Origin of the sequence: Paenibacillus harenae, assembly GCF_030812415.1 — a bacterium.
Classification (GTDB): domain Bacteria; phylum Bacillota; class Bacilli; order Paenibacillales; family Paenibacillaceae; genus Pristimantibacillus; species Pristimantibacillus harenae_A.
The window spans coordinates 714,184-732,194 of the sequence record NZ_JAUSST010000002.1; the positions used below are offsets into that span (position 1 = coordinate 714,184).

Here is an 18,011-nt window from a genome sequence, read left to right on the forward strand (position 1 = left end):
TCCCGCTCGGTAGTATGCGTAGTTTAAGCGGGAGTTATACATTCGTTTCTTAATAGAGTCAATCCTTATACCTCGTAACGCTTCAATTGCTCCACAAATCGCATTTCGCCGGTCTTGCCGACAAATTGCTCCATCGTGTCGCCATAGTGCATGAGCCATGTCTTCTGTTGGATTCCGCTAGGCAGAGTCATCAGCTCGTCTATGCCGGCATGGACGACGGCCGGAATCTCCAACTGGCAATCATGATAGATCGTTTCAACCCCTTCATCAACTAGCCTCTGAAGCAGCTCTCCGTCGAAGCGCATATCGGCGCTATAGAAGAAATTGCGGTTGAACAGGAAGGAATAGCTCTTCTTGTTCACAATATGTTTCGTTTCAATCGGAAGTACGGATATCCCAGGCGCAATCTGTGTCTCTTGGCCGGCCTGAAGCTTACGCACTTCAAAAAAGTCGTCCAGCGTTTGCAGCGGTCCTTGCGTAAGCCCGCCACGAAGCGTCTGCTCCCAGAGAGGTTCAATAATCCGATCGACAATATAGAGAGTAGGCTTGCGTCCATATTTGAACAGCATCTGGAAGGCAAGCTCCTCCAAGCCTCCTACATGGTCGCCATGGATATGGCTAATTAGTATGGCGTCGAGGTCGTTGAAGGTTAAGCCTGTCTGGTGCAGCGCTTTAGGCAGCGTAATGCCGCAATCGAGCAGCAGACGATAGCCTCCGGCTTCGATTAAGGCGTTATTATTATCGTATTTTTTGGCAAAAGCATTTCCGGTCCCGACCATCTGAATAATCATTCCGATTCCTCCATCGCATTGATGTAATCACTGTACCAAATATTGCTTGTTGATGACAAATGCAGATGCACATTGGCCTTCCCCCACATACAATGCAGGAGCGGATCGATTTCATTGAAGGGGTGCATCTGAATTGAGCAAAGGCAAAGGAAAAGGGAAGGTAGCCAAGAAGAAACCGGCAAGCGAGAGGAAGCAGTATCATTATAAGCTTGTGCTATCCGATACATGCGCAGTATGCAAGACGCCTTGCGCAAGAGGGATGCGCTATTTGGATCGGATGAGGCAGCCGGGAGCAGTAGGCAAAGGGGTGCCGTGCGTACTGACGAGAACCTATGGGTAATTAAATTAATTTTCTGACTATTTCCCAGGCAAGCGCATAATTCAACAGCATTTGACAGCGGTTGGCGACAGGCAGCGCGCCTCGTCATAGCGCCGAAAAAATGTGAAGCTGCTCCGCAACTTTGAACGTCTCTGCGAGTATAAACTTACATCCAGGCAATCGGATGGAGGTCTACAGCGATGAAGTTCAGAAAAGTAGGTATTCTGTTGGTGCTGCTCTCCTTATGGGGCGGTACAATGCTGTTCGCGGATGCTGCGACGCAGAAAGTTCGAGTCATTATTAATGGCATAAATCAAGATGACGGCGGCATTATCGTAGACGGCAAGACGTACTTGCCGCTGCGGCAGATCGCATCTTCTATGCAAGCTATCGTGGAATGGGACAATCAAAGCAAGCAGGCTACGGTCAACAAGCCGAACGTTCATATGTTTCTGTTCCGGAACAATAACGTATTCGGCAATGTATCGAAGGGCTTCGAAGGAAGCTTTAAGGTGTTCGCCCAGATCGACAATCTGAAGGCCGATATAACGGCAGTCAAAATATCCATATTCGACCCAGGCGGCAACGAGACAGTCATCCAGAGCGGAGCGGTGAATCCGAAGGGCGATAACTTCTGGTACGCGACGGAGGACACCGAGTACAAGTTCGAATCCGTTGGCAAATATCCGATTTTGTTCTACGTCAAGTTGAAGGGCTTGGACGAGTGGCAAGCCGTCTCCGAGAAGCAAATTTCATCTTTAGCGCCTTAATGAACGCCTCCCTGCCCGGGGAGGCGTTTTGTTTGACCGGCATAACTTAAAGTGGTAGGATAGCTAGGAATGCATATACAACTGAAATGGGGTAATATCATGAGCGAGCATCAGCATCAGCACGGAGACGATTGCGAATGCGGGCAAGACCATGAGCACGAAGAGCATGTATTTATCGTGTCTGACGATGAAGGCATAGAGCGTGAGATGGTTATGGTTTATACGTTTGAATCCGAAAACAATGTATACGCCGTACTGCTGGACCGCAACGATCCAGAAGCGGACGGCGTTATTTTTCGTATCGAAGAAGAGAACGAAGAAGCATTCCTGGTTGGCATCGAGGACGACGCCGAATGGGATCGCGTTACGGCAATCTACGAGGAAATCGCACGTACAGAGAACGAGGCGAAGTAATTCGCCGCATACGTCCATAAGAAGAGAAGGAGCAGCCTTGGCCGCCCCTTCTCTTCTTTGTTATATGGTCATATTGTTTCGCGTATACGGATTACTTGCGCGGGTAATAATAGACGGTTCGGCCGTTGAACATCGTTAGCTCTGCTTGAAGCAACTTCGCTATATATTTGCATAGCTCGTTCGCTTTTGCCTTGTCGCCATGCGTCGCACCGTCAGGCAGGACGACCTGCACGCAAGGTACGGTATCTCCGGCTGCGCTGGCTGCTTCGCCTGTTCCGAATATAATGTGATTGTAGTGAGAAGTGATTCCTTTCAAATAGAACCAGCGATCGTCGCCTTTCGATTCGAACGTGTAAGGGAAGGCGGCTTCGGCATATTCCCAATTAAGCTGGGAGCCGGTTAGCGCCGTCTGTTCCCTGTAATGCTGCAGCTTGCTGCGAACATCGTCTAACGATAAGCTCGGGGCTAATGAACCTTGCACGAATTTGATATAAGCGCTTTGACTCATCGACTCTCACCTCTGTCAACATCATAGCATGACCGTATAGCATTGACAATAAAAGGATATTAGCTAATCGCGGTCTCCTCGACGATTACTTTCACGTATTCGATGCTGCGATCTTCCGGTCCTTTGACGGGAAGGCCTACTTCGACATGATCGATGATGTAGTCGATATTTTTTTGCGAGATGACCTCGCCAGGCAGCAAAATCGGAATTCCCGGCGGATAGACGTAAATAAATTCAGCGATAATCCGGCCTGCCGATTCCTTGAACGGAATCACTTCCGTCTCAGCATAGAAGGCATCGCGCGGCGTCAGCGAGAGCTGCGGAATTTCCGGTATCTTGACGACAAGCTCGCGTGCTTCTGCGCCTTCATGGAACTTATCGGACAGCCCTCGCAGCGCCTCGATTAACTTTGCAACCGAATCGAACGTATCGCCGGGCGTAACTAGGCAAAGAATGTTATACATATCGCTTAGCTCGATCTCGACATTGTAGTTGTCGCGCAGCCAGTTCTCCGTCTCGTAGCCGGTAATGCCGAGATGGCGGACGTGAATGCATACTTTCGTAGGGTCGTAATCATATGTCGCCTCGTCGCCGAGAATTTCTTCTCCGAAGCTATGGAGTCCGGGAATTTTATTAACCTCCGCGCGGGCATGCTGTGCAAGCGTGATCGCTTGCTCGGCAAGGGCATGTCCATTGAGCGCCAGATGGCGGCGGGACGTGTCGAGCGACGCAAGCAATATATAGGAAGTCGAAGTAGTCGTTAGCATACTGATGATCGTCTGCACGCGTTGCGGATTGACTCTTCCTTTGCGCACGTTAAGCACCGAGCTTTGCGTCATCGATCCGCCGAGCTTATGTACGCTCGTCGCGGCCATATCCGCGCCTGCTTGCATAGCGGACATAGGCAGCTTCTCATGGAAATGAATCAGCACGCCATGCGCCTCGTCGACAAGAACTGGGATATCGTAGCTATGGACGAGCTCGACGATTTCCTTCAGATTGGTGCATATGCCGAAGTAGGTCGGATTTATGACGAGCACGGCTTTTGCGTCCGGATGCCGTTCCAACGCCTTGCGAACGGATCGCGTCGTAATGCCGTGATCAATGCCAAGGTTGCTGTCGCGGGCGGGGGAGATGAACACGGGTCTCGCGCCTGCGAAAATAATGGCAGACATAATAGACTTATGAACGTTCCGCGGAACGATAATTTTGTCGCCCGGCGCGCATACCGTTAAAATCATCGTCATAATAGCGCCGCTCGTTCCTTGTACGGAGAAGTACGTGTAATCGGAACCGAACGCATCGGAGGCAAGCTTCTGCGCTTCCTCGATAACGCCGGTTGGCTGATGCAGGTCATCAAGCGGTGCTATATTGATGAGATCGATCGACAACGCGTTGTCGCCGATAAATTCGCGGAATTCGGAATCGCTTCCTAGCCCTTTTTTGTGACCGGGTATGTGGAACTGAACGGGATCCGCCGCCGCATGTCGGCGGAGGGCATCGAAGAGCGGGGTTTTGTTGTGATCCATCGCTTTCATCCCTGCCTTTCATCTGATGTGCAAACAAGCCCAAGTATAGCAAAAACAAGGGGGAATGCAAGCTTCAATTTCTTTTTGCAAAAGGATAGGTTTGGCTATTTGTTCTTGAATTGTTCATACCAATCCAATATTCGGTTATGGTAACATAGGTGGGTGGAGGGATTACAGCATGTTAAAAAATCGTATGGCAATCGTAATGGCAACTTTAATGACGACTTTCATAGGCTTTGGCATTATCATCCCGGTTATGCCAGAAATTATACAAGCCGCCGACCCGGAAGGGGCGGAGATTCATACGGGCTGGATGCTTGCTCTATATTCGGCCGTATCCTTTGTCTTGTCCCCGTTGTGGGGCGGTTTGTCTGACCGGATCGGCAGAAGGCCGATCATCTTAATCGGCATATTAGGCTTCGCGGTCAGCTTCTTGCTGTTCGGCTTATCGTCGGGCGACTTGACGCTCATGTATTTATCCCGCATCTTAGGCGGATTATTCTCCGGCGCGGTTGCATCGGTTATCGTTGCTTATGTCGCTGACATAACGCCGCCTGAGCAACGGACCAAGGGGATGGGGCTTGTCGGCATGTCGATCGGTCTCGGCTTTACGGTCGGACCTGGCTTCGGCGGCATCCTTAGCCTTATATCGTTGGAGACCCCATTTTACGCCGCTTCGGGTTTGGCGCTCGTTACGTTCATTCTGGCTTTCATGATGCTGAAGGAATCGTTAACGCCCGAGCAGCGCCACAAGAGCATGAAGAAGCGGGAGTCGCGATGGGCGGCATTTACAGGACCGCTCAAATACTTGTACGTGCTGGCTTTTTTCGTGACGTTCACGCTGGCCGGCATGGAGGCGACGCTGCAGTTTTTCGGCATGAAGCGATTCGGCGTAACGCCGCTGCAGGTCGGAATTCTGTTCTTCGTATGCGGCTTCGTAGGGGCTCTCGTTCAAGGCGGCTTCGTTAGACGCCGGATCAAGACGGGCGAAGAACCGAAATATATCGGTATCGGGCTTGTTATCTCGGCGATCGGATTTTTCATGCTGCTTGGCGCGCATTCCTTATGGTGGGCAACGCTGTCACTTGCCGTATTCGGCATCGGCAATTCGCTCATCAGACCTTGCGTAACTTCGTTAATTACGCAGAAGACGACGGTAGGGAAGGGCGTGGCTTCCGGGCTTAGCTCTTCGATGGACAGCCTGGGGCGCATAGCCGGCCCGCTGCTCGGATCGTTCGTATTCACGATTTCGATGGGGCTGCCTTATTTGCTGGGAGGCATCTTATGTCTTGCGGCACTTCTTCTGCTGCTCCGCTTCCGCTCGCTGGACAAGCAGGAAACGCCGGCGGAAGCATAAACGCAGAATATCGCCAGGCTTTAAACGAGTGAGGGCTATGCGGTTAGCGATGGATTCGCTAGCCGCACAGCCCTCTCTTTGTAGATTGTTGATTATGGAGCCAACCCTTTCAAGATGAACGTAATCGTAGCTTCTCTCTCCGCTTCATCATCCCAGTTTACCGAATCCTTCGCACCGAACAGCGTACGCGCCAGCACATAACCGATTAAGCTTGACACCGATAGCCGTATGATCGTCAGCGGCGACCAACCGATAAGCGAGCCGTCCCGCTGGAACTTTTCGACGCTGACGGTCAGCTTCTCCAGCACTTTGGACAGTATAAGCTTCTGGAACTGCTCTTGCAGATCGGGGTGAAACGGTATTTCCTGAATGAAGATTTTGAAAATTTGCATATGCTTCTCGAGAAATTCGATCCGGTTCACGATAATGGCGCGCAGTAATTGGTCGTAGCTGTCGTACTTGCTGTCCAGCACTTTATTGAAATCCCGAAGGACAAACGGCGCGATCAGCTTCGCCATAACCGGCGTAACGATCGATAGCAGCAGATCCTTCTTCGTCTTGTAATGACGGAATATCGTACCTTCGGCAACGCCCGCGCGCTGCGCGATTTCACTCGTCGAGGAGGCGGCGAACCCCTTCTGCGCGAAAATATCGGCGGCAGCCTGCACGATCTTCAACTGCTTCTCTGTCATCGAATGTTCGGCCTCGTCGAGCTTCAGTAACTCCTGTAGCCACTTCTCGACCGGTTCTTGCTCTTCCATGCGGTTAGACACTCCCTCACTCCTTGCCATTGCCCATATTGCAAATGCTATTGCCGTTCCAGCTATTATAGCAAAGTAATCGTAAGCCTACATCCTTCTGTGCTTCTTCAGCGCAAGCACGTTCAGCAAAGCGAACAGCAAGGAGAATCCGATCAACACATATACGTCGATTTGAAAATCAGACCAGCCCTCGCCGCGAATCATGATGCCTTGCATCGCATCCGCACCATAGAAGAGCGGCATCGCATTGCTGATTTTTTGCAGCCATGGATTCATTGCGTCCAGATTGAATAAGCCGGAGAAAAACGCTTGCGGCACGATGACGATCGGAATGAACTGAATAATTTGAAATTCATTGCTGGCAAACGAGGACAGAAGCGTCCCTAGCGTCAGCGCGGTCAACGACAGCAGCAAATTAATAAGGAGCACGTAACCGATTTGGCCGGCCATGTACATGCCAAGCACATGAATGGAATACCAGGCGATAAGCATCGACTGTACGAGCGTGAAGAGACCGAATCCTGCCAGGTAGCCGAGCACAACCTCGCTGCGGCGGATCGGCGAGGCAAGCAGACGCTCCAGCGTGCCGCTCGTGCGCTCTCTTAAGAAAGAAACGCCGGCAAGCAGGAAGACGAAAAAGAAAGAGAAGAAGCCGATGAGTACCGGTCCGAAAGAGTCGAAGGGAGCCATATCCGGGCCGCCATGCAAATAAGTAACGGCTGGCGCGATCGAGCTGGCTTTTGCTTGGAGGGTGTTTTGAATTAATAGCAGAATGGCCTTGTTCATCGAAGGATCGCTGCCTTCGAGCGTGATCGCGGGTCCGTTGGCGCCGATTTGAATGACAGCGTCGAGGTTGTTTTCTCGCAGCGCTTGCTGAGCCTCGTCAGCAGAGTCGTACTCGATGATTGCGGCATTCGCGTTAGACAGGCCGCCGATATACGCTTCGGGCAAGTCTACCGTACCAATGTCAGGCGAAATGGCTTGACCGTCGAAGACGAGCTTCATCAAGCTTAAGACGAGCAGCGGAGCGAGGAACAAGAGCGCGAGCGTCCGTTTGTCTTTAATAAACTGCAAAATGATGCGAATGGCAAGTGCGCGTATTCTCATCGTGTCGCCCCCGTCCCCGAACGTACTGCTTGCTGCTGTCCAAGCGCGATGAATGCTTCTTCAATCGTCGCAACGCCGGCTTCCGCGATAATAGCCTCAGGCGTATCGACGGCAATAAGCTTGCCGTCACGGATCATGCCGAGGCGATTGCATTTCTCGGCTTCATCCATGACATGGGTCGTAACGATGATCGTAACGCCTTGCTTGCTAAGCGTGGACAGCTCCGCCCAGACCGAGCGCCGCAGCACCGGATCGATGCCCACGGTCGGCTCGTCGAGAACGAGCAGCCTTGGCTCGTGAAGCAGCGCGGCGGCCAGCGATAATCTGCGCTTCATCCCGCCTGAATAGGCGCCGACCGGCTTGCCTAGATGGTCGGTCAGCTCAACTAACGCCGCAACCGCTTGTATGCGCGCTTGCAACTGCTCGCCCTTCAAGCCGAATAAAGCCCCGAAGAAGGCCAGGTTCTGCTTGCCGGTCAGTTCATTGTAGAGCGCGTCGGCTTGCGCCATATAGCCGAAAGCCTGCAGCATCTTTAGCTGCGGGATCGGCTCGCCGAGCATGCGTACACTGCCGCCATCGGCCTGGTCGATGCCGGTCATTAGCTTGATAAGCGTCGTTTTGCCCGAGCCGGACGGCCCGAGCAAGCCGAATAACTCGCCTTGCGGAATCGTTAGCGAGATGCCGTCCAAGACGGTTTTGCCATTGAATCTGCGCTGGATCTGATGTAATTGCAGGGCAGGCTCAAGTTCCGCGTTCATCGAAGGGATTGCTGACATGAAATACACGCTCCTCGAATGGAATGCTTATAAGAGTGATTGCTCACTACTTTGAGTATAAGCGAAACGACAGAGAAATAGAAGTGAGTACTTACTCATTATATCGACAAACCTAGACTTAAGACGTAGACCGATTACGACTAAAGACGAGAGCGAATAACCTTCTCGAGACGTTTTTACAAAGTCTGCCTGACATTTATGATTAGAAAGACAAAAACAAAGAAACCGTGTAGGAGAAGGAGTCGGGAAAGATGAACAGATTGACGGAGTGGTCCTTCCGTAATAAAGCAGCCATTATTCTGATTGTAATCATGGCGCTAGCGATGGGGGTGGTGAGCTACCTGAGGCTGCCGATGGAGTTTCTGCCGGCAGCGGACAATCCGCAAGTCATGATTACGGCTATCGGGCCGGGCAACGACGCGAAGTCGATGGAGCAGCAGGTGACGGGGCCGATTGAAGAAGCCGTTGCCTTCGTCAAAGGGAAGACGGAGATGTTCTCGACCTCTGGCGATGGTTACGCCCAAGTTAATTTAAATTTCGATTCGAAGACGAACATGAAGGATGCGAAAGCGGAGATCGAGCGCATCGTAGACCAGGTACAGCTTCCGGCTGGCGTAATGAAGCCGTTCGTTGTGCAATTCAATACGTCGATGATACCGATCTCATGGGTCGTGCTGACCTTCGAGGAAGGGTTGACGGATCAACAAAAGGACGACAAGTTCAAGGAAGTGAAAGCAGAGCTGCAGCGCTCCGAAGGAGCGGGTCAGATCGCGATAGGCGGCAAATCGACGCCGACGATTCAAGTAACTCCGCTAACGGATAAACTGGCGTCGGCCGGTATCCCCGTTCAGTCGCTTATGGGCGTGCTGCAAGGGCGCGGCGTAACGGCGTCGCTTGGCGAGAAGAATGTGGACGGATCGGCGGCGAACGTCGTGCTTAACGATCAAATATCGGATATCGGGACGCTTCGCAAGCTTCCGATCGCCCCAGGCGTAATACTTGGCGATGTAGCAAACGTCGATTTTGCCAACGACCGGGAGAGTATTAACCGTCTGAACGGCAAGGATGCGATTATGTTCACGATCTCCAAGTCTGCCGACGCCAATGCGGTCAAAGCCGGCAACGCAATCGAAGCGACTGTGGACCGCCTGAACGAGGATGTTCAAGGCATCGAAGCTTCCGTCGTGCTAAGTACGGCCGAATCGGTCGTATCCTCTGTGAACAGCATGCTGCGCGAAGTGCTATTGGGTGCGTTATTCGCTACCATTGTTATTTTATTGTTCATGCGCAATCTAAAGGCGACGATCGTTACGGTCGTATCGATACCGCTGTCGCTTGGCATTACGCTTTATTTGCTGCAATTGTCCGGCGTATCGCTGAATATCATTACGCTTGGCGGCGTCGCGGTTGCGGTTGGCCGACTAGTCGACGATAGTATCGTCGTTATTGAAAACATATATAGAAGACTCCAAAAAGAGCCGTTCTCGATGAAGCTCATTACGGATGCGACGAAGGAAGTAGCATCGGCGATCACGTCATCGACGCTTGTAACGGTTGCAGTGTTCCTGCCTATGGGTCTGCTTCGCGGCTCGCTGCAGGCATTCCTCCTGCCGTTTGCGTTAACTGTCGCGTATTCGCTTCTGGCTTCGCTTGTTGTAGCGCTGACGGTTGTTCCTTTGCTAAGCGCATGGCTATTGCGCGGCACGAAGGAGAAGGAGCATGCAGGCTCGCCGAAATTCGCCGCTTTCATTCGTTGGAACCTGCAACGGAAGTGGGTGCCGATTCTGGTCGCGCTTGTCCTATTCGTTGGTTCGATAGGCGCTTATGTCGCGATGCCGAAGGGGGCGCTTGACTCTTCAAGCGCAGGAACAGTCAATGTGTCGCTGCAATATCCAAGCGATACGCCGGCCGAGACCCTAGAGGACGGGGGCAAGAAGCTCGAATCTTATTTGACGGCTGACAAAGAGAATGTCGAATGGGTCATGATGACGCTTGGCAACAGCTCGGAAGCCGCGCAATATGGCGGCGTATCTTCACCGACCCTCGTATCCTACATCGTTGATCTGCAGGAAGGCGTCGATGCCGAGCAATTCATGGCCGATGTGAAGAAACAGAAGGATGGTTACGGTGAAGCGGAATTGCTCGCGAACGCTACCGATCTGATGATGGGGGGAGGTTCTTCGCAGATTTTCGTTGACGTAACCGGCGACGATACGGCGAAGGTCGAACAAGCGGCCGAAGAGCTTCTTACGGCGCTCAAGCCGGTCGACGGCGTGCTTAAGGTGGAAAGCAACCTGGAGCAGAAGAAGCCGGTGTATGCATTCAATATCGATTCAGCTGCAGCGAAAGGCGAGGAGCTGGCGATGCAATTGCAAAGCATGCTGAACCCGCTGCCGATCGGCAGCATCCGTATCGAGGATCATGAGACGCCTGTTATTTTGCAGCCGGTGCTTGATCCAACCTCGGAAACGGATTTGAAATCGCTGACGGTGATGACGGAAGCCGGACCGAAAGCAATGTCCGACATCGCGGAGCTCGTCAGGAAGGAAGAACCAAGCAGTTTCTATCACAAAGAAGGCAAAATGTATGTACGCGTAACGGCTACCGTCGAGCCGAAAGAGCTGTCGGTCGTCGGCAAAGCGATTACGGCCAAATCGAATGAGCTTAAGCTGCCGGAAGGCGTTGCTCTATCCGTAGGCGGCGCATCGGCGGAGCAAGCGAGCGATTTCGCCGATCTGGGCTTAACGGCCCTCATCTCCATCGGTCTCGTATATTTGATTATGGTGCTGTCGTTCAAGACGCTGCGTACCCCGCTGGCCATTATGTTCTCGTTGCCGCTCGCGGCGATCGGTGCAGTTACGGGGCTGCTCATCTCCGGCGTAACGCCAGACTTCACGGCGATGTTCGGAGCGCTTATGCTAATCGGCATCGTCGTCACGAATGCGATCGTATTGCTCGACCGGGTAAGACAGAACGAGGAGCATATGCCGATTCGCGAGGCGCTCATCGAAGCGGCCACCACTCGCATGCGTCCAATCGTCATGACAGCCGTAGCGACGGTATCCGCCATGCTGCCGCTGATCTTCGGTTCGCATGAATCGGGAAGCATCGTATCGCAAAGCCTTGCTATCGTTGTAATCGGCGGGTTGACGGCAGCAACGCTGCTTACGCTCATTATCGTTCCATGCATTTACGAGCTGTTGTACTTCCGCAAGTCGCATAAGCAGCGTAGTGCGAATGTGAACGGGGCTTCGATGGAAGCGGCGGCAGCTGCCGAATAATTGGATATGTACCCGAGTTGTTGTTACTAACGGCTCGGGCTCTTTTTTTTTCTACGACTGACCAATGTCATACGTTAAAAATACAAAACAAATAAGGTGCTACATACGAATACGGACTAAAAATCCTATGAGGTCTATACGATCCGTGAATAGAAGCACGTAAACAAAGAAAAGAGGCCGTCCAATGCATACAGCATGGGCGGCCTTTCGCGGTATAGTCTAAACGAGCGACATCCGGTAGAGCGGCATAAGCGTCTCGAACGTGGAGGAGGCGAACTTCAGCAAAATATCGCCGCTGCGCAGCAAAGCGTCATCCGCGGGAATGTGGCGGCCGATCAGCAGCTCCGCCTTCTGAACGTCGCGGAATCGGACGAGCGCCTTGTTCCAATCTTCCGTGCTCATATCGCCGATTCTCGTCGCTTCCTTCTTCGTATGGTCAAGCGAAATCATGTAGTTCTCGGGAACGGCCGCGATTACATCATCCAGCTTGTCCAAATAAGCGGTAGCGATCTGCGCTTTGTTCGGCACTTCATAGATGAGCGCCAGCCACAGGAACAGATGATCATCGAACAATCCAAGCTGAAAATGCGGATGCGACTTGTACCCGCGTTTGTTGTTGCAAATGCTAAGCCAAGTATCCTTCGGCGGGTTAACCTTGCGTCTTGCATGCTTTGCGATATGGAGATGCATTTCGTCGCCCGCCTGGACGGCAAGCTCGCCGGCAAGTCGCTCGCCGATAGCTTGGAACTTCGGCTGAATCCGTTCTTGAATGCCAGCCATCCGCTCCTCCAGTCCCTCTAGTTGAAATACGTTAAAATCCTCTTGCGTAAAGCCGATAAGCCCGGCTGCAGCATTCTTCGTTGCCATGGTATGATTTCTCTCCTTTGTATCTGTATGATTTGCGCTTAGTTGCGCTGCATCAGCTTTAAATAATAGATGGCAAGCTGCGTGCGGTCTCGCAATTCAAGCTTGCCTAGTATTTCGGAAATATAGTTCTTGATCGTTCCTTCGCTTAGAAAGAGCGACGACGCAATTTCCTTGTTCGATTGCCCGTCGGCTACATGGCGGACAATCTGGCATTCCGCTTGCGTCAAGCCTTTCTCTGCCAAACTTTTGCTGACTTGATCGAATAGATAGGATGGCTCCGTCGAAGCGCCGCGGGGCGATTCAAGCATGCCCGCCAGCTTGCGTGCAATATCGGGATGGATGAGCATCGTGCCTTGGCGAACGGTCTTGATGCCGCTAATAATGAGGCTCGGCGACACGTTCTTCAGCAAGTAGCCGTTCGCTCCGTTGCGGATAGCCTGAGCAATATAATCATCGTCGTCGAAAGTCGTCAGGATGAGCACGGCAGGCGGATTCGGCAGCGCGCGGAGCAGCTTCGTGCCCTCCACGCCGTCGCAGACCGGCATTCGAATATCCATCAATACGACGTCGACCGGATGCGCGCTTGCATATTCGGCCGCTTCCTTGCCGTTTTGGCTAATGCCAACGACACGAAGCTCATGGTCCAGATCCAAAATGACTTGCATGCTCTCTCGAATGAATGGGTCGTCATCGACGATTAGCACCTTGATCATCGTTTGCACCTCCTCTATGTATGGCGCTATGCAGCCCGCATTTTACTACGCTTTCGCCGACGGCTGCTACTTGTTTAATAAAGTCAAAGTGGTCGTGATGGCGAATCGTTCCTCGGTCGTAACCTCCAGCTTTCCTCCGATAAGCGCAATTCGCTCCCGCATGCCGCGTATGCCAAGGCCGGCTTCCACGGGCTCGATCGGCAGCGATCCGTCGTTCGCGACAGTCAACGATACGCTGTCGCTGTCGAACCGCAGTTCGACAGTGACGACTGTGGCTTCGCCATGCCGGACTGCGTTCGTAATCGCTTCTTGCGCATTTTTGAACAGAATAAGTTCCATGCTCGGATAGATCGGTCTCGGAATGCCTTGCACCTCGAAGCGAACCTCGAAGCCAAGCCCGTCTACGGATTCCGCCATCAATCGGTCTAGCGCATAACGCCGCGGTTCCCCATCGCTTTCCGCTGCCAGCTTGCGAACGGTACGGCGCATACGCTCCATACTGTCTTGCAATTGATCGCGGATCTGCTCGACGATATCGCGTGCTCGGTCCGTATCGACGTCAAACAGGCGGAGCGCGGCTTCAGACATCATTTTCACGCGAATGAGTCGATGTCCAAGATCGTCATGAATGTCCTTGGCGATACGGTTTCTTTCCTCCGTCTGGGCATACTGCTCGATTTGGGCGGCATAGTCCTTCATGCGGCCTCTGGCGGCGTCCAACTGCTCGTTGCTTACCGTAAGCGCTTCGTACAGCTCTTCGAATTTGTATCTCTTATTCTCAAAATCATTCGTTACATAAAGCAAGCCCGCAGCCGTTCCCCATAAGACGAGGAGAGCAACGATCAATTCAGGATCTCTGCCGTATAGCCCGACCGTAAGGGCAGCGCAGCCGGCTATGGTCCATGCTGCGCACTCGCGCATGGCGGGTCTTCTGCGAAAGGCCGCAATCAACGTAGAGAAGGGCAGCAGGTACAGAATTCCGCCATACGAAAAGGAGAACCATGCGAAAAACAGGAGCTCCGCAATCAATATCGGTCCCGCCAGTTTTGGCATTATGGTATCGGCTTTGCCGAATAAGAGGGCGAGCAGTGCGAATGCCGTGTAGGGGGCGTATGTTCTTGCATCGATATCTATTATGGTTACGATTGCCGGTATAGCAACGAGCAGACTTCGCATTCGGAGAAGCATGACATTCATAGAGAACGGACTCCCGAAACTGAATTTGTTCCAATTATAAGGCTTTATAAGTTTCATATTTAAACTTTCCGCTTATATGCGGACGCACATCCTCGAAGTACTGCGGTAGGAGTTTTATCATTATAGCACACGTCGTCAATGAAGGTCGCCGGCGGCGCTTATGTTCTTTATTTTGGCAAAAATGACTTTCGTCATCTTGCTGTTATGACTTTAGAGACCTGCTCTTATCCAATTGCATCCGTATAATCAGAGGTAATAAGGGCGCATGAGAGGATGATTACGAATGAGTTTGGTTTCATTTCGAGATGTGGTCAAAAAATACGATACGAAGATGACGGTAAACCATTTGTCTCTAGATATTGGCGAGGGCGAAGTATTCGGGTTGCTAGGGCCTAACGGCGCGGGAAAAAGCACGACAATTCATATGCTGTCCGGCCTATTGAACGCCAGCAGCGGCGATATTACGGTAGGCGGTTACTCGATCAAGAATCAGCCGCTGGAAGTGAAGCGAAGAATCGGTCTCGTGCCGCAGGAGCTTGCAATCTACGAGACGCTGACGGCCCGGGAGAACGTGACTTTTTTCGGAAAACTCTACGGACTAAGGGGCAAGCTGCTGCAGGAGCGGGTCGCGGAGGCGCTTCAATTCGTTGGTCTGCTGGAGCGGGCGGGCGACAAGCCGCAGACATTCTCCGGCGGTATGAAGCGGAGGCTTAACATCGCGTGCGCGATCATGCATCGGCCGAAGCTCATCATTATGGACGAACCGACGGTTGGCATCGATCCGCAGTCCCGAAATCATATTTTGGATTCGGTGCGCGAGCTAAATAAGCTGGGCTCGACCGTTATCTATACGAGCCATTACATGGAAGAGGTAGAAGCGATCTGCTCGCGGGTCGGTATACTGGATAACGGCAAGCTTATTGCGTGCGGATCGAAGGAAGAGCTGAAGCAGCAGGCAGGGCAAGAGGAGAAGCTGATCTTCGAGATCGATCGCAAGCTGGGGCAAGCCGCGGAGGAGATGACCCGGCATCCGGGCGTTCGCCGCATCGATGAGCAGGAGAACGGAACAACGGTAGAGGTAACGGTGAAGGAGTCGCCTTCGATGCTTCAGGACCTGCTTTTCATAATCCAGAAGCACGGCATTACTCTGCGTAAACTGACGCGGGTAGAGCCGAATTTGGAATCGATGTTTCTGCAAATGACCGGCCGCACTCTGCGGGACGAATAGCTGCAATCGCGGCGGCTCGGTTTAACAAGCTTGGGAGGCGAATGTTATGCGTATTTGGTGGACGACGGCTTATTATGAGCTGCTCAAATATAGTCGCAAAAAGACATTGATTTTAATTTTAATCGTATTGCCGCTCGTTCTTATTTATATGCTGGGTAGTGCTTTCGATACAGAAATCAAGCCGGCGAAAGTCATCGTATACAACGCGGATCGGGGAGAGCTGCGCGCCAGCGTGGACGCATTCTGGTCGAATGATGAGATCAAACCTTACGTTCGCTTCCTTGCCGCGAAGGAGGAAGGGGATGTGCAGCCTTCCGTGACTGAATCCGAGTCCGATTACGGCGTTGTCATTCCGGCGGACTACTCCAGCCGCGTTCTCAAGGGCGAGACCGTCTCGTGGCGCACGTACTCCGGACGGTTTGTCGAGAAAAACTTGGCCGTTGAATCGGTCATCGACAGCTATCTAACCGAGCTCAATATGCAAATGTCCGCGCGGGAGATCCTCGGGCCTGAAGCGGGAAGCGAGCAGGAGGGTGTCGGCGAGCCGGATGCGGCTGAACCTTTTGTTCTCGTTGGCATGCTCGGCGGAGACAAAAATCAAATTTTTCGCTCGGTTTCCGCGATGCAATATTATGCGGCTACTTATTTAATCATGTTCCTCCTGTATGGCGGGATGCTGGCAGCTATTGAGCTGCTGAATCAGCATAAGAACGGCACGCTGCAGCGGATGTTCACGATGCCGTTTTCCTTCATTCAGCTTGTGCTGGGCATCGTAACGGGATCTTTCCTGGTCGCGGCGTTGCAGGCCATTATCATCGTTTTGTTTACGAAATTCGTATACGACGTCAACTGGGGGACGAATTATGGATGGCTCTTCCTCATCAGCTTGCTTACAACGGCTGTCGGCGCGGGAATTGCTATCATTATCGCCTCCTTCGCCAAGACGGTGAAGACGACGCAAACCGTATTCGGCATCGTCGCCTTCTCCATGACTTTCGTAAGCGGTGGAATGATTGCGGATATCGACGTCATCATCGGGGACGCGTCCAAGTGGACGGTCAATCATTGGGCAAACGAGGGGCTTCGTGCGATTATGAACGGCTCATCCTGGTCCGACTACAGCCAAGAGGTAGCTATTCTGGCCATGATCGCTGCCGTGCTTTCCGTTTTCGCTATGATCAGATTGCCAAAGGTGGTGAAGCGGCATGCCTAGCATAGCGATTGCCATTCAGCTTATAAAACGTACAGTAGGCTCAAGGCGGGGGTTATTCCTCAACATGCTTCTTCCGGCTATTCTTTTGTCGGTACTAACCGGTCTGCTCAGCGCGCAAGGACAACAAGCTGTCATCGTCGTTGCGAATGCGGACGCGGGGGAGCTAGGCTCCTATTTGACGGCAGCCTTGGCGCGGGAAGAGCTGTATGATGTGCGCGAGGCATCGGGCGCTTCCGATGAGGATGTGAAACAGCAGGTGCTGGACGGCAAAGCAGATGCGGCCGTGTATATCCCGTCCGATTATACAGTCAGCCTATTGGAAGGCAAACATGTTCCTGCTGCGCTCTACCGCATGAATGTTCAGCTTTGGAATGCTTCTCTGGCTACGACGCTTGAGGCGGAGACGATGAAGCTTTCTGCATCGGCAGGCATGGTTGCCCGTGCGGAAGGCGTCGATAAGGAGCAGATGTTGCCGCTTCTTCAGAAGCTGCTGGCTGCGCAAGAGAAGCCGGTCGTTACGACAAAACATGTTGGAATGAAGCTCGGCACTATTTTGTCCAATCCGATCATGATCGGTATTCTGCTCATGTTCGTCATGATGCTCGTCAGTCAATCGATCGGCTTCGTCATGGAGGATAGAGAGCTTCGTACGATGGCGAGGATGTATACGGCACCGGTCAGGGCAATAGATATTTCGTTAGGCAACTTTCTCGGAAGCATGGCTGTCGGCACGCTGCAGCTTGTCATCGTGTTAAGTTTGACCTACTTCGTGTTCCAATACGATCCCGGCGTTTCCTACGGTTATATGCTGATTGTCCTCGAATTTTTCTTGCTTGCCGCAGTCGGCCTTACGACCGCGATTGCCGGATTAGTCCGAGACAGCAGGCAATTAACCCAGATGAACAACTTAGTCATTATGCCCAGCTGCATGGTCAGCGGCTGTTTCTTCCCCTTGTCGATGCTGCCGACGTTCATGCAGAAGCTGGCGAACTTCTTGCCGCAGAAATGGGCGCTGCAGGCGATCGACCGATTAGGGGGAGGCGGAAGCGTGGCGGATATCGGCTTGCAGCTCGCGATTCTGCTCCTGTTCGCGGCCGTTCTGATTGCTTTCGGTTCGGCGGTGCTTAGGCCGAGCAAGCTGAGCCGGTAGACGAATGACAGAAGTATCTTGACTTTCGGT

General features: G+C 52.5%; 17 protein-coding genes. 8 read left to right on the forward strand and 9 right to left on the reverse strand.

Features of this window, described 5'->3' with window-relative positions:
- Positions 1 to 65: 65 nt before the first annotated feature.
- Positions 66 to 797: an MBL fold metallo-hydrolase gene (locus J2T14_RS08135; protein ID WP_307470402.1), complete on the reverse strand. Its 732-nt coding sequence runs from the start codon at positions 795 to 797 to the stop codon at positions 66 to 68.
- A gap of 127 nt (positions 798 to 924) precedes the next feature.
- On the opposite strand from J2T14_RS08135, the gene J2T14_RS08140 reads away from it, so the two are divergent.
- The 3 genes from J2T14_RS08140 (at position 925) to J2T14_RS08150 (ending at position 2,294) form a co-directional block, all read left to right on the forward strand.
- Positions 925 to 1,131 (forward strand): hypothetical protein, encoded by a 207-nt coding sequence (locus J2T14_RS08140; RefSeq protein WP_307203852.1) that lies wholly within the window; start codon positions 925 to 927, stop codon positions 1,129 to 1,131.
- Between the two features lie 179 nt (positions 1,132 to 1,310).
- Positions 1,311 to 1,880 (forward strand): stalk domain-containing protein, encoded by a 570-nt coding sequence (locus tag J2T14_RS08145; protein ID WP_307203853.1) that lies wholly within the window; start codon positions 1,311 to 1,313, stop codon positions 1,878 to 1,880.
- A gap of 99 nt (positions 1,881 to 1,979) precedes the next feature.
- Positions 1,980 to 2,294: a DUF1292 domain-containing protein gene (locus J2T14_RS08150; RefSeq protein ID WP_307204137.1), complete on the forward strand. Its 315-nt coding sequence runs from the start codon at positions 1,980 to 1,982 to the stop codon at positions 2,292 to 2,294.
- A gap of 91 nt (positions 2,295 to 2,385) precedes the next feature.
- Here the strand turns inward: J2T14_RS08150 and J2T14_RS08155 are convergent, their stop codons facing one another.
- Both J2T14_RS08155 and J2T14_RS08160 read right to left on the reverse strand, forming a co-directional pair.
- Entirely contained in the window at positions 2,386 to 2,802 is a 417-nt protein-coding gene (locus J2T14_RS08155) for a DUF1885 family protein (RefSeq protein WP_307469682.1), read from the reverse strand.
- A 59-nt stretch (positions 2,803 to 2,861) separates the two neighbouring features.
- A complete protein-coding gene (locus J2T14_RS08160) occupies positions 2,862 to 4,331 on the reverse strand; it encodes an aminotransferase class I/II-fold pyridoxal phosphate-dependent enzyme (RefSeq protein ID WP_307203855.1) in 1,470 nt (489 codons plus the stop codon).
- Positions 4,332 to 4,509: 178 nt separating this feature from the next.
- Between J2T14_RS08160 and J2T14_RS08165 the strand changes: the two genes are divergently transcribed.
- A complete protein-coding gene (locus tag J2T14_RS08165; protein WP_307469685.1) occupies positions 4,510 to 5,688 on the forward strand; it encodes an MFS transporter in 1,179 nt (392 codons plus the stop codon).
- A gap of 92 nt (positions 5,689 to 5,780) precedes the next feature.
- Here J2T14_RS08165 and J2T14_RS08170 read toward each other — a convergent pair whose 3' ends face one another.
- The 3 genes from J2T14_RS08170 to J2T14_RS08180 all read right to left on the reverse strand — a co-directional run bounded on the left by J2T14_RS08170 (position 5,781) and on the right by J2T14_RS08180 (position 8,332).
- Positions 5,781 to 6,461 (reverse strand): TetR/AcrR family transcriptional regulator, encoded by a 681-nt coding sequence (locus J2T14_RS08170; RefSeq protein WP_307203858.1) that lies wholly within the window; start codon positions 6,459 to 6,461, stop codon positions 5,781 to 5,783.
- 75 nt (positions 6,462 to 6,536) lie between these two features.
- The gene (locus J2T14_RS08175) at positions 6,537 to 7,556 is read right to left on the reverse strand and encodes an ABC transporter permease (protein ID WP_307469688.1); all 1,020 of its coding nucleotides are present in this window, start codon (positions 7,554 to 7,556) and stop codon (positions 6,537 to 6,539) included.
- Positions 7,553 to 8,332 carry an ABC transporter ATP-binding protein gene (locus tag J2T14_RS08180; RefSeq protein ID WP_307469689.1) on the reverse strand — a complete coding sequence of 260 codons (780 nt, stop codon included), beginning with the start codon at positions 8,330 to 8,332 and terminating at the stop codon, positions 7,553 to 7,555. Before J2T14_RS08180 ends, J2T14_RS08175 begins: the two co-directional genes overlap by 4 nt.
- A 251-nt stretch (positions 8,333 to 8,583) precedes the next feature.
- Here J2T14_RS08180 and J2T14_RS08185 point away from each other — a divergent pair, with 251 nt between their 5' ends.
- Positions 8,584 to 11,613: an efflux RND transporter permease subunit gene (locus J2T14_RS08185; protein ID WP_307469692.1), complete on the forward strand. Its 3,030-nt coding sequence runs from the start codon at positions 8,584 to 8,586 to the stop codon at positions 11,611 to 11,613.
- A gap of 219 nt (positions 11,614 to 11,832) precedes the next feature.
- On the opposite strand, the gene J2T14_RS08190 is transcribed toward J2T14_RS08185, so the two are convergent.
- The 3 genes from J2T14_RS08190 to J2T14_RS08200 form a co-directional block, all read right to left on the reverse strand.
- Positions 11,833 to 12,480: a YktB family protein gene (locus J2T14_RS08190; RefSeq protein WP_307203862.1), complete on the reverse strand. Its 648-nt coding sequence runs from the start codon at positions 12,478 to 12,480 to the stop codon at positions 11,833 to 11,835.
- Between the two features lie 38 nt (positions 12,481 to 12,518).
- On the reverse strand, positions 12,519 to 13,193 hold the full coding sequence (locus J2T14_RS08195; RefSeq protein WP_307469695.1) for a response regulator transcription factor: 675 nt from the start codon (positions 13,191 to 13,193) through the stop codon (positions 12,519 to 12,521).
- A gap of 66 nt (positions 13,194 to 13,259) precedes the next feature.
- Positions 13,260 to 14,390 (reverse strand): sensor histidine kinase, encoded by a 1,131-nt coding sequence (locus tag J2T14_RS08200; RefSeq protein ID WP_307469698.1) that lies wholly within the window; start codon positions 14,388 to 14,390, stop codon positions 13,260 to 13,262.
- Positions 14,391 to 14,673: 283 nt separating this feature from the next.
- Between J2T14_RS08200 and J2T14_RS08205 the strand changes: the two genes are divergently transcribed.
- The 3 genes from J2T14_RS08205 to J2T14_RS08215 are packed head-to-tail and all read left to right on the forward strand — an operon-like array spanning position 14,674 to position 17,981.
- The gene (locus tag J2T14_RS08205) at positions 14,674 to 15,618 is read left to right on the forward strand and encodes an ABC transporter ATP-binding protein (protein WP_307469701.1); all 945 of its coding nucleotides are present in this window, start codon (positions 14,674 to 14,676) and stop codon (positions 15,616 to 15,618) included.
- Between the two features lie 46 nt (positions 15,619 to 15,664).
- Positions 15,665 to 16,831, forward strand: coding sequence for an ABC transporter permease (locus tag J2T14_RS08210; RefSeq protein WP_307469704.1), 1,167 nt, complete (start codon positions 15,665 to 15,667; stop codon positions 16,829 to 16,831).
- Positions 16,824 to 17,981, forward strand: coding sequence for an ABC transporter permease (locus tag J2T14_RS08215; protein WP_307469706.1), 1,158 nt, complete (start codon positions 16,824 to 16,826; stop codon positions 17,979 to 17,981). The genes J2T14_RS08210 and J2T14_RS08215 overlap by 8 nt, the downstream gene beginning before the upstream one ends.
- Positions 17,982 to 18,011: the final 30 nt, after the last annotated feature.

Bases quoted from the DNA above. Each gene is read 5' to 3' on its own strand.
- J2T14_RS08145 (WP_307203853.1), top strand. From the start codon at position 1,311: ATGAAGTTCAGAAAAGTAGGTATTCTGTTGGTGCTGCTCTCCTTATGG.
- J2T14_RS08150 (WP_307204137.1), top strand. From the start codon at position 1,980: ATGAGCGAGCATCAGCATCAGCACGGAGACGATTGCGAATGCGGGCAA.
- J2T14_RS08155 (WP_307469682.1), bottom strand. From the start codon at position 2,802: ATGAGTCAAAGCGCTTATATCAAATTCGTGCAAGGTTCATTAGCCCCG.
- J2T14_RS08160 (WP_307203855.1), bottom strand. From the start codon at position 4,331: ATGGATCACAACAAAACCCCGCTCTTCGATGCCCTCCGCCGACATGCG.
- J2T14_RS08165 (WP_307469685.1), top strand. From the start codon at position 4,510: ATGTTAAAAAATCGTATGGCAATCGTAATGGCAACTTTAATGACGACT.
- J2T14_RS08175 (WP_307469688.1), bottom strand. From the start codon at position 7,556: ATGAGAATACGCGCACTTGCCATTCGCATCATTTTGCAGTTTATTAAA.
- J2T14_RS08180 (WP_307469689.1), bottom strand. From the start codon at position 8,332: ATGTCAGCAATCCCTTCGATGAACGCGGAACTTGAGCCTGCCCTGCAA.
- J2T14_RS08185 (WP_307469692.1), top strand. From the start codon at position 8,584: ATGAACAGATTGACGGAGTGGTCCTTCCGTAATAAAGCAGCCATTATT.
- J2T14_RS08190 (WP_307203862.1), bottom strand. From the start codon at position 12,480: ATGGCAACGAAGAATGCTGCAGCCGGGCTTATCGGCTTTACGCAAGAG.
- J2T14_RS08195 (WP_307469695.1), bottom strand. From the start codon at position 13,193: ATGATCAAGGTGCTAATCGTCGATGACGACCCATTCATTCGAGAGAGC.
- J2T14_RS08200 (WP_307469698.1), bottom strand. From the start codon at position 14,390: ATGAATGTCATGCTTCTCCGAATGCGAAGTCTGCTCGTTGCTATACCG.
- J2T14_RS08205 (WP_307469701.1), top strand. From the start codon at position 14,674: ATGAGTTTGGTTTCATTTCGAGATGTGGTCAAAAAATACGATACGAAG.
- J2T14_RS08210 (WP_307469704.1), top strand. From the start codon at position 15,665: ATGCGTATTTGGTGGACGACGGCTTATTATGAGCTGCTCAAATATAGT.
- J2T14_RS08215 (WP_307469706.1), top strand. From the start codon at position 16,824: ATGCCTAGCATAGCGATTGCCATTCAGCTTATAAAACGTACAGTAGGC.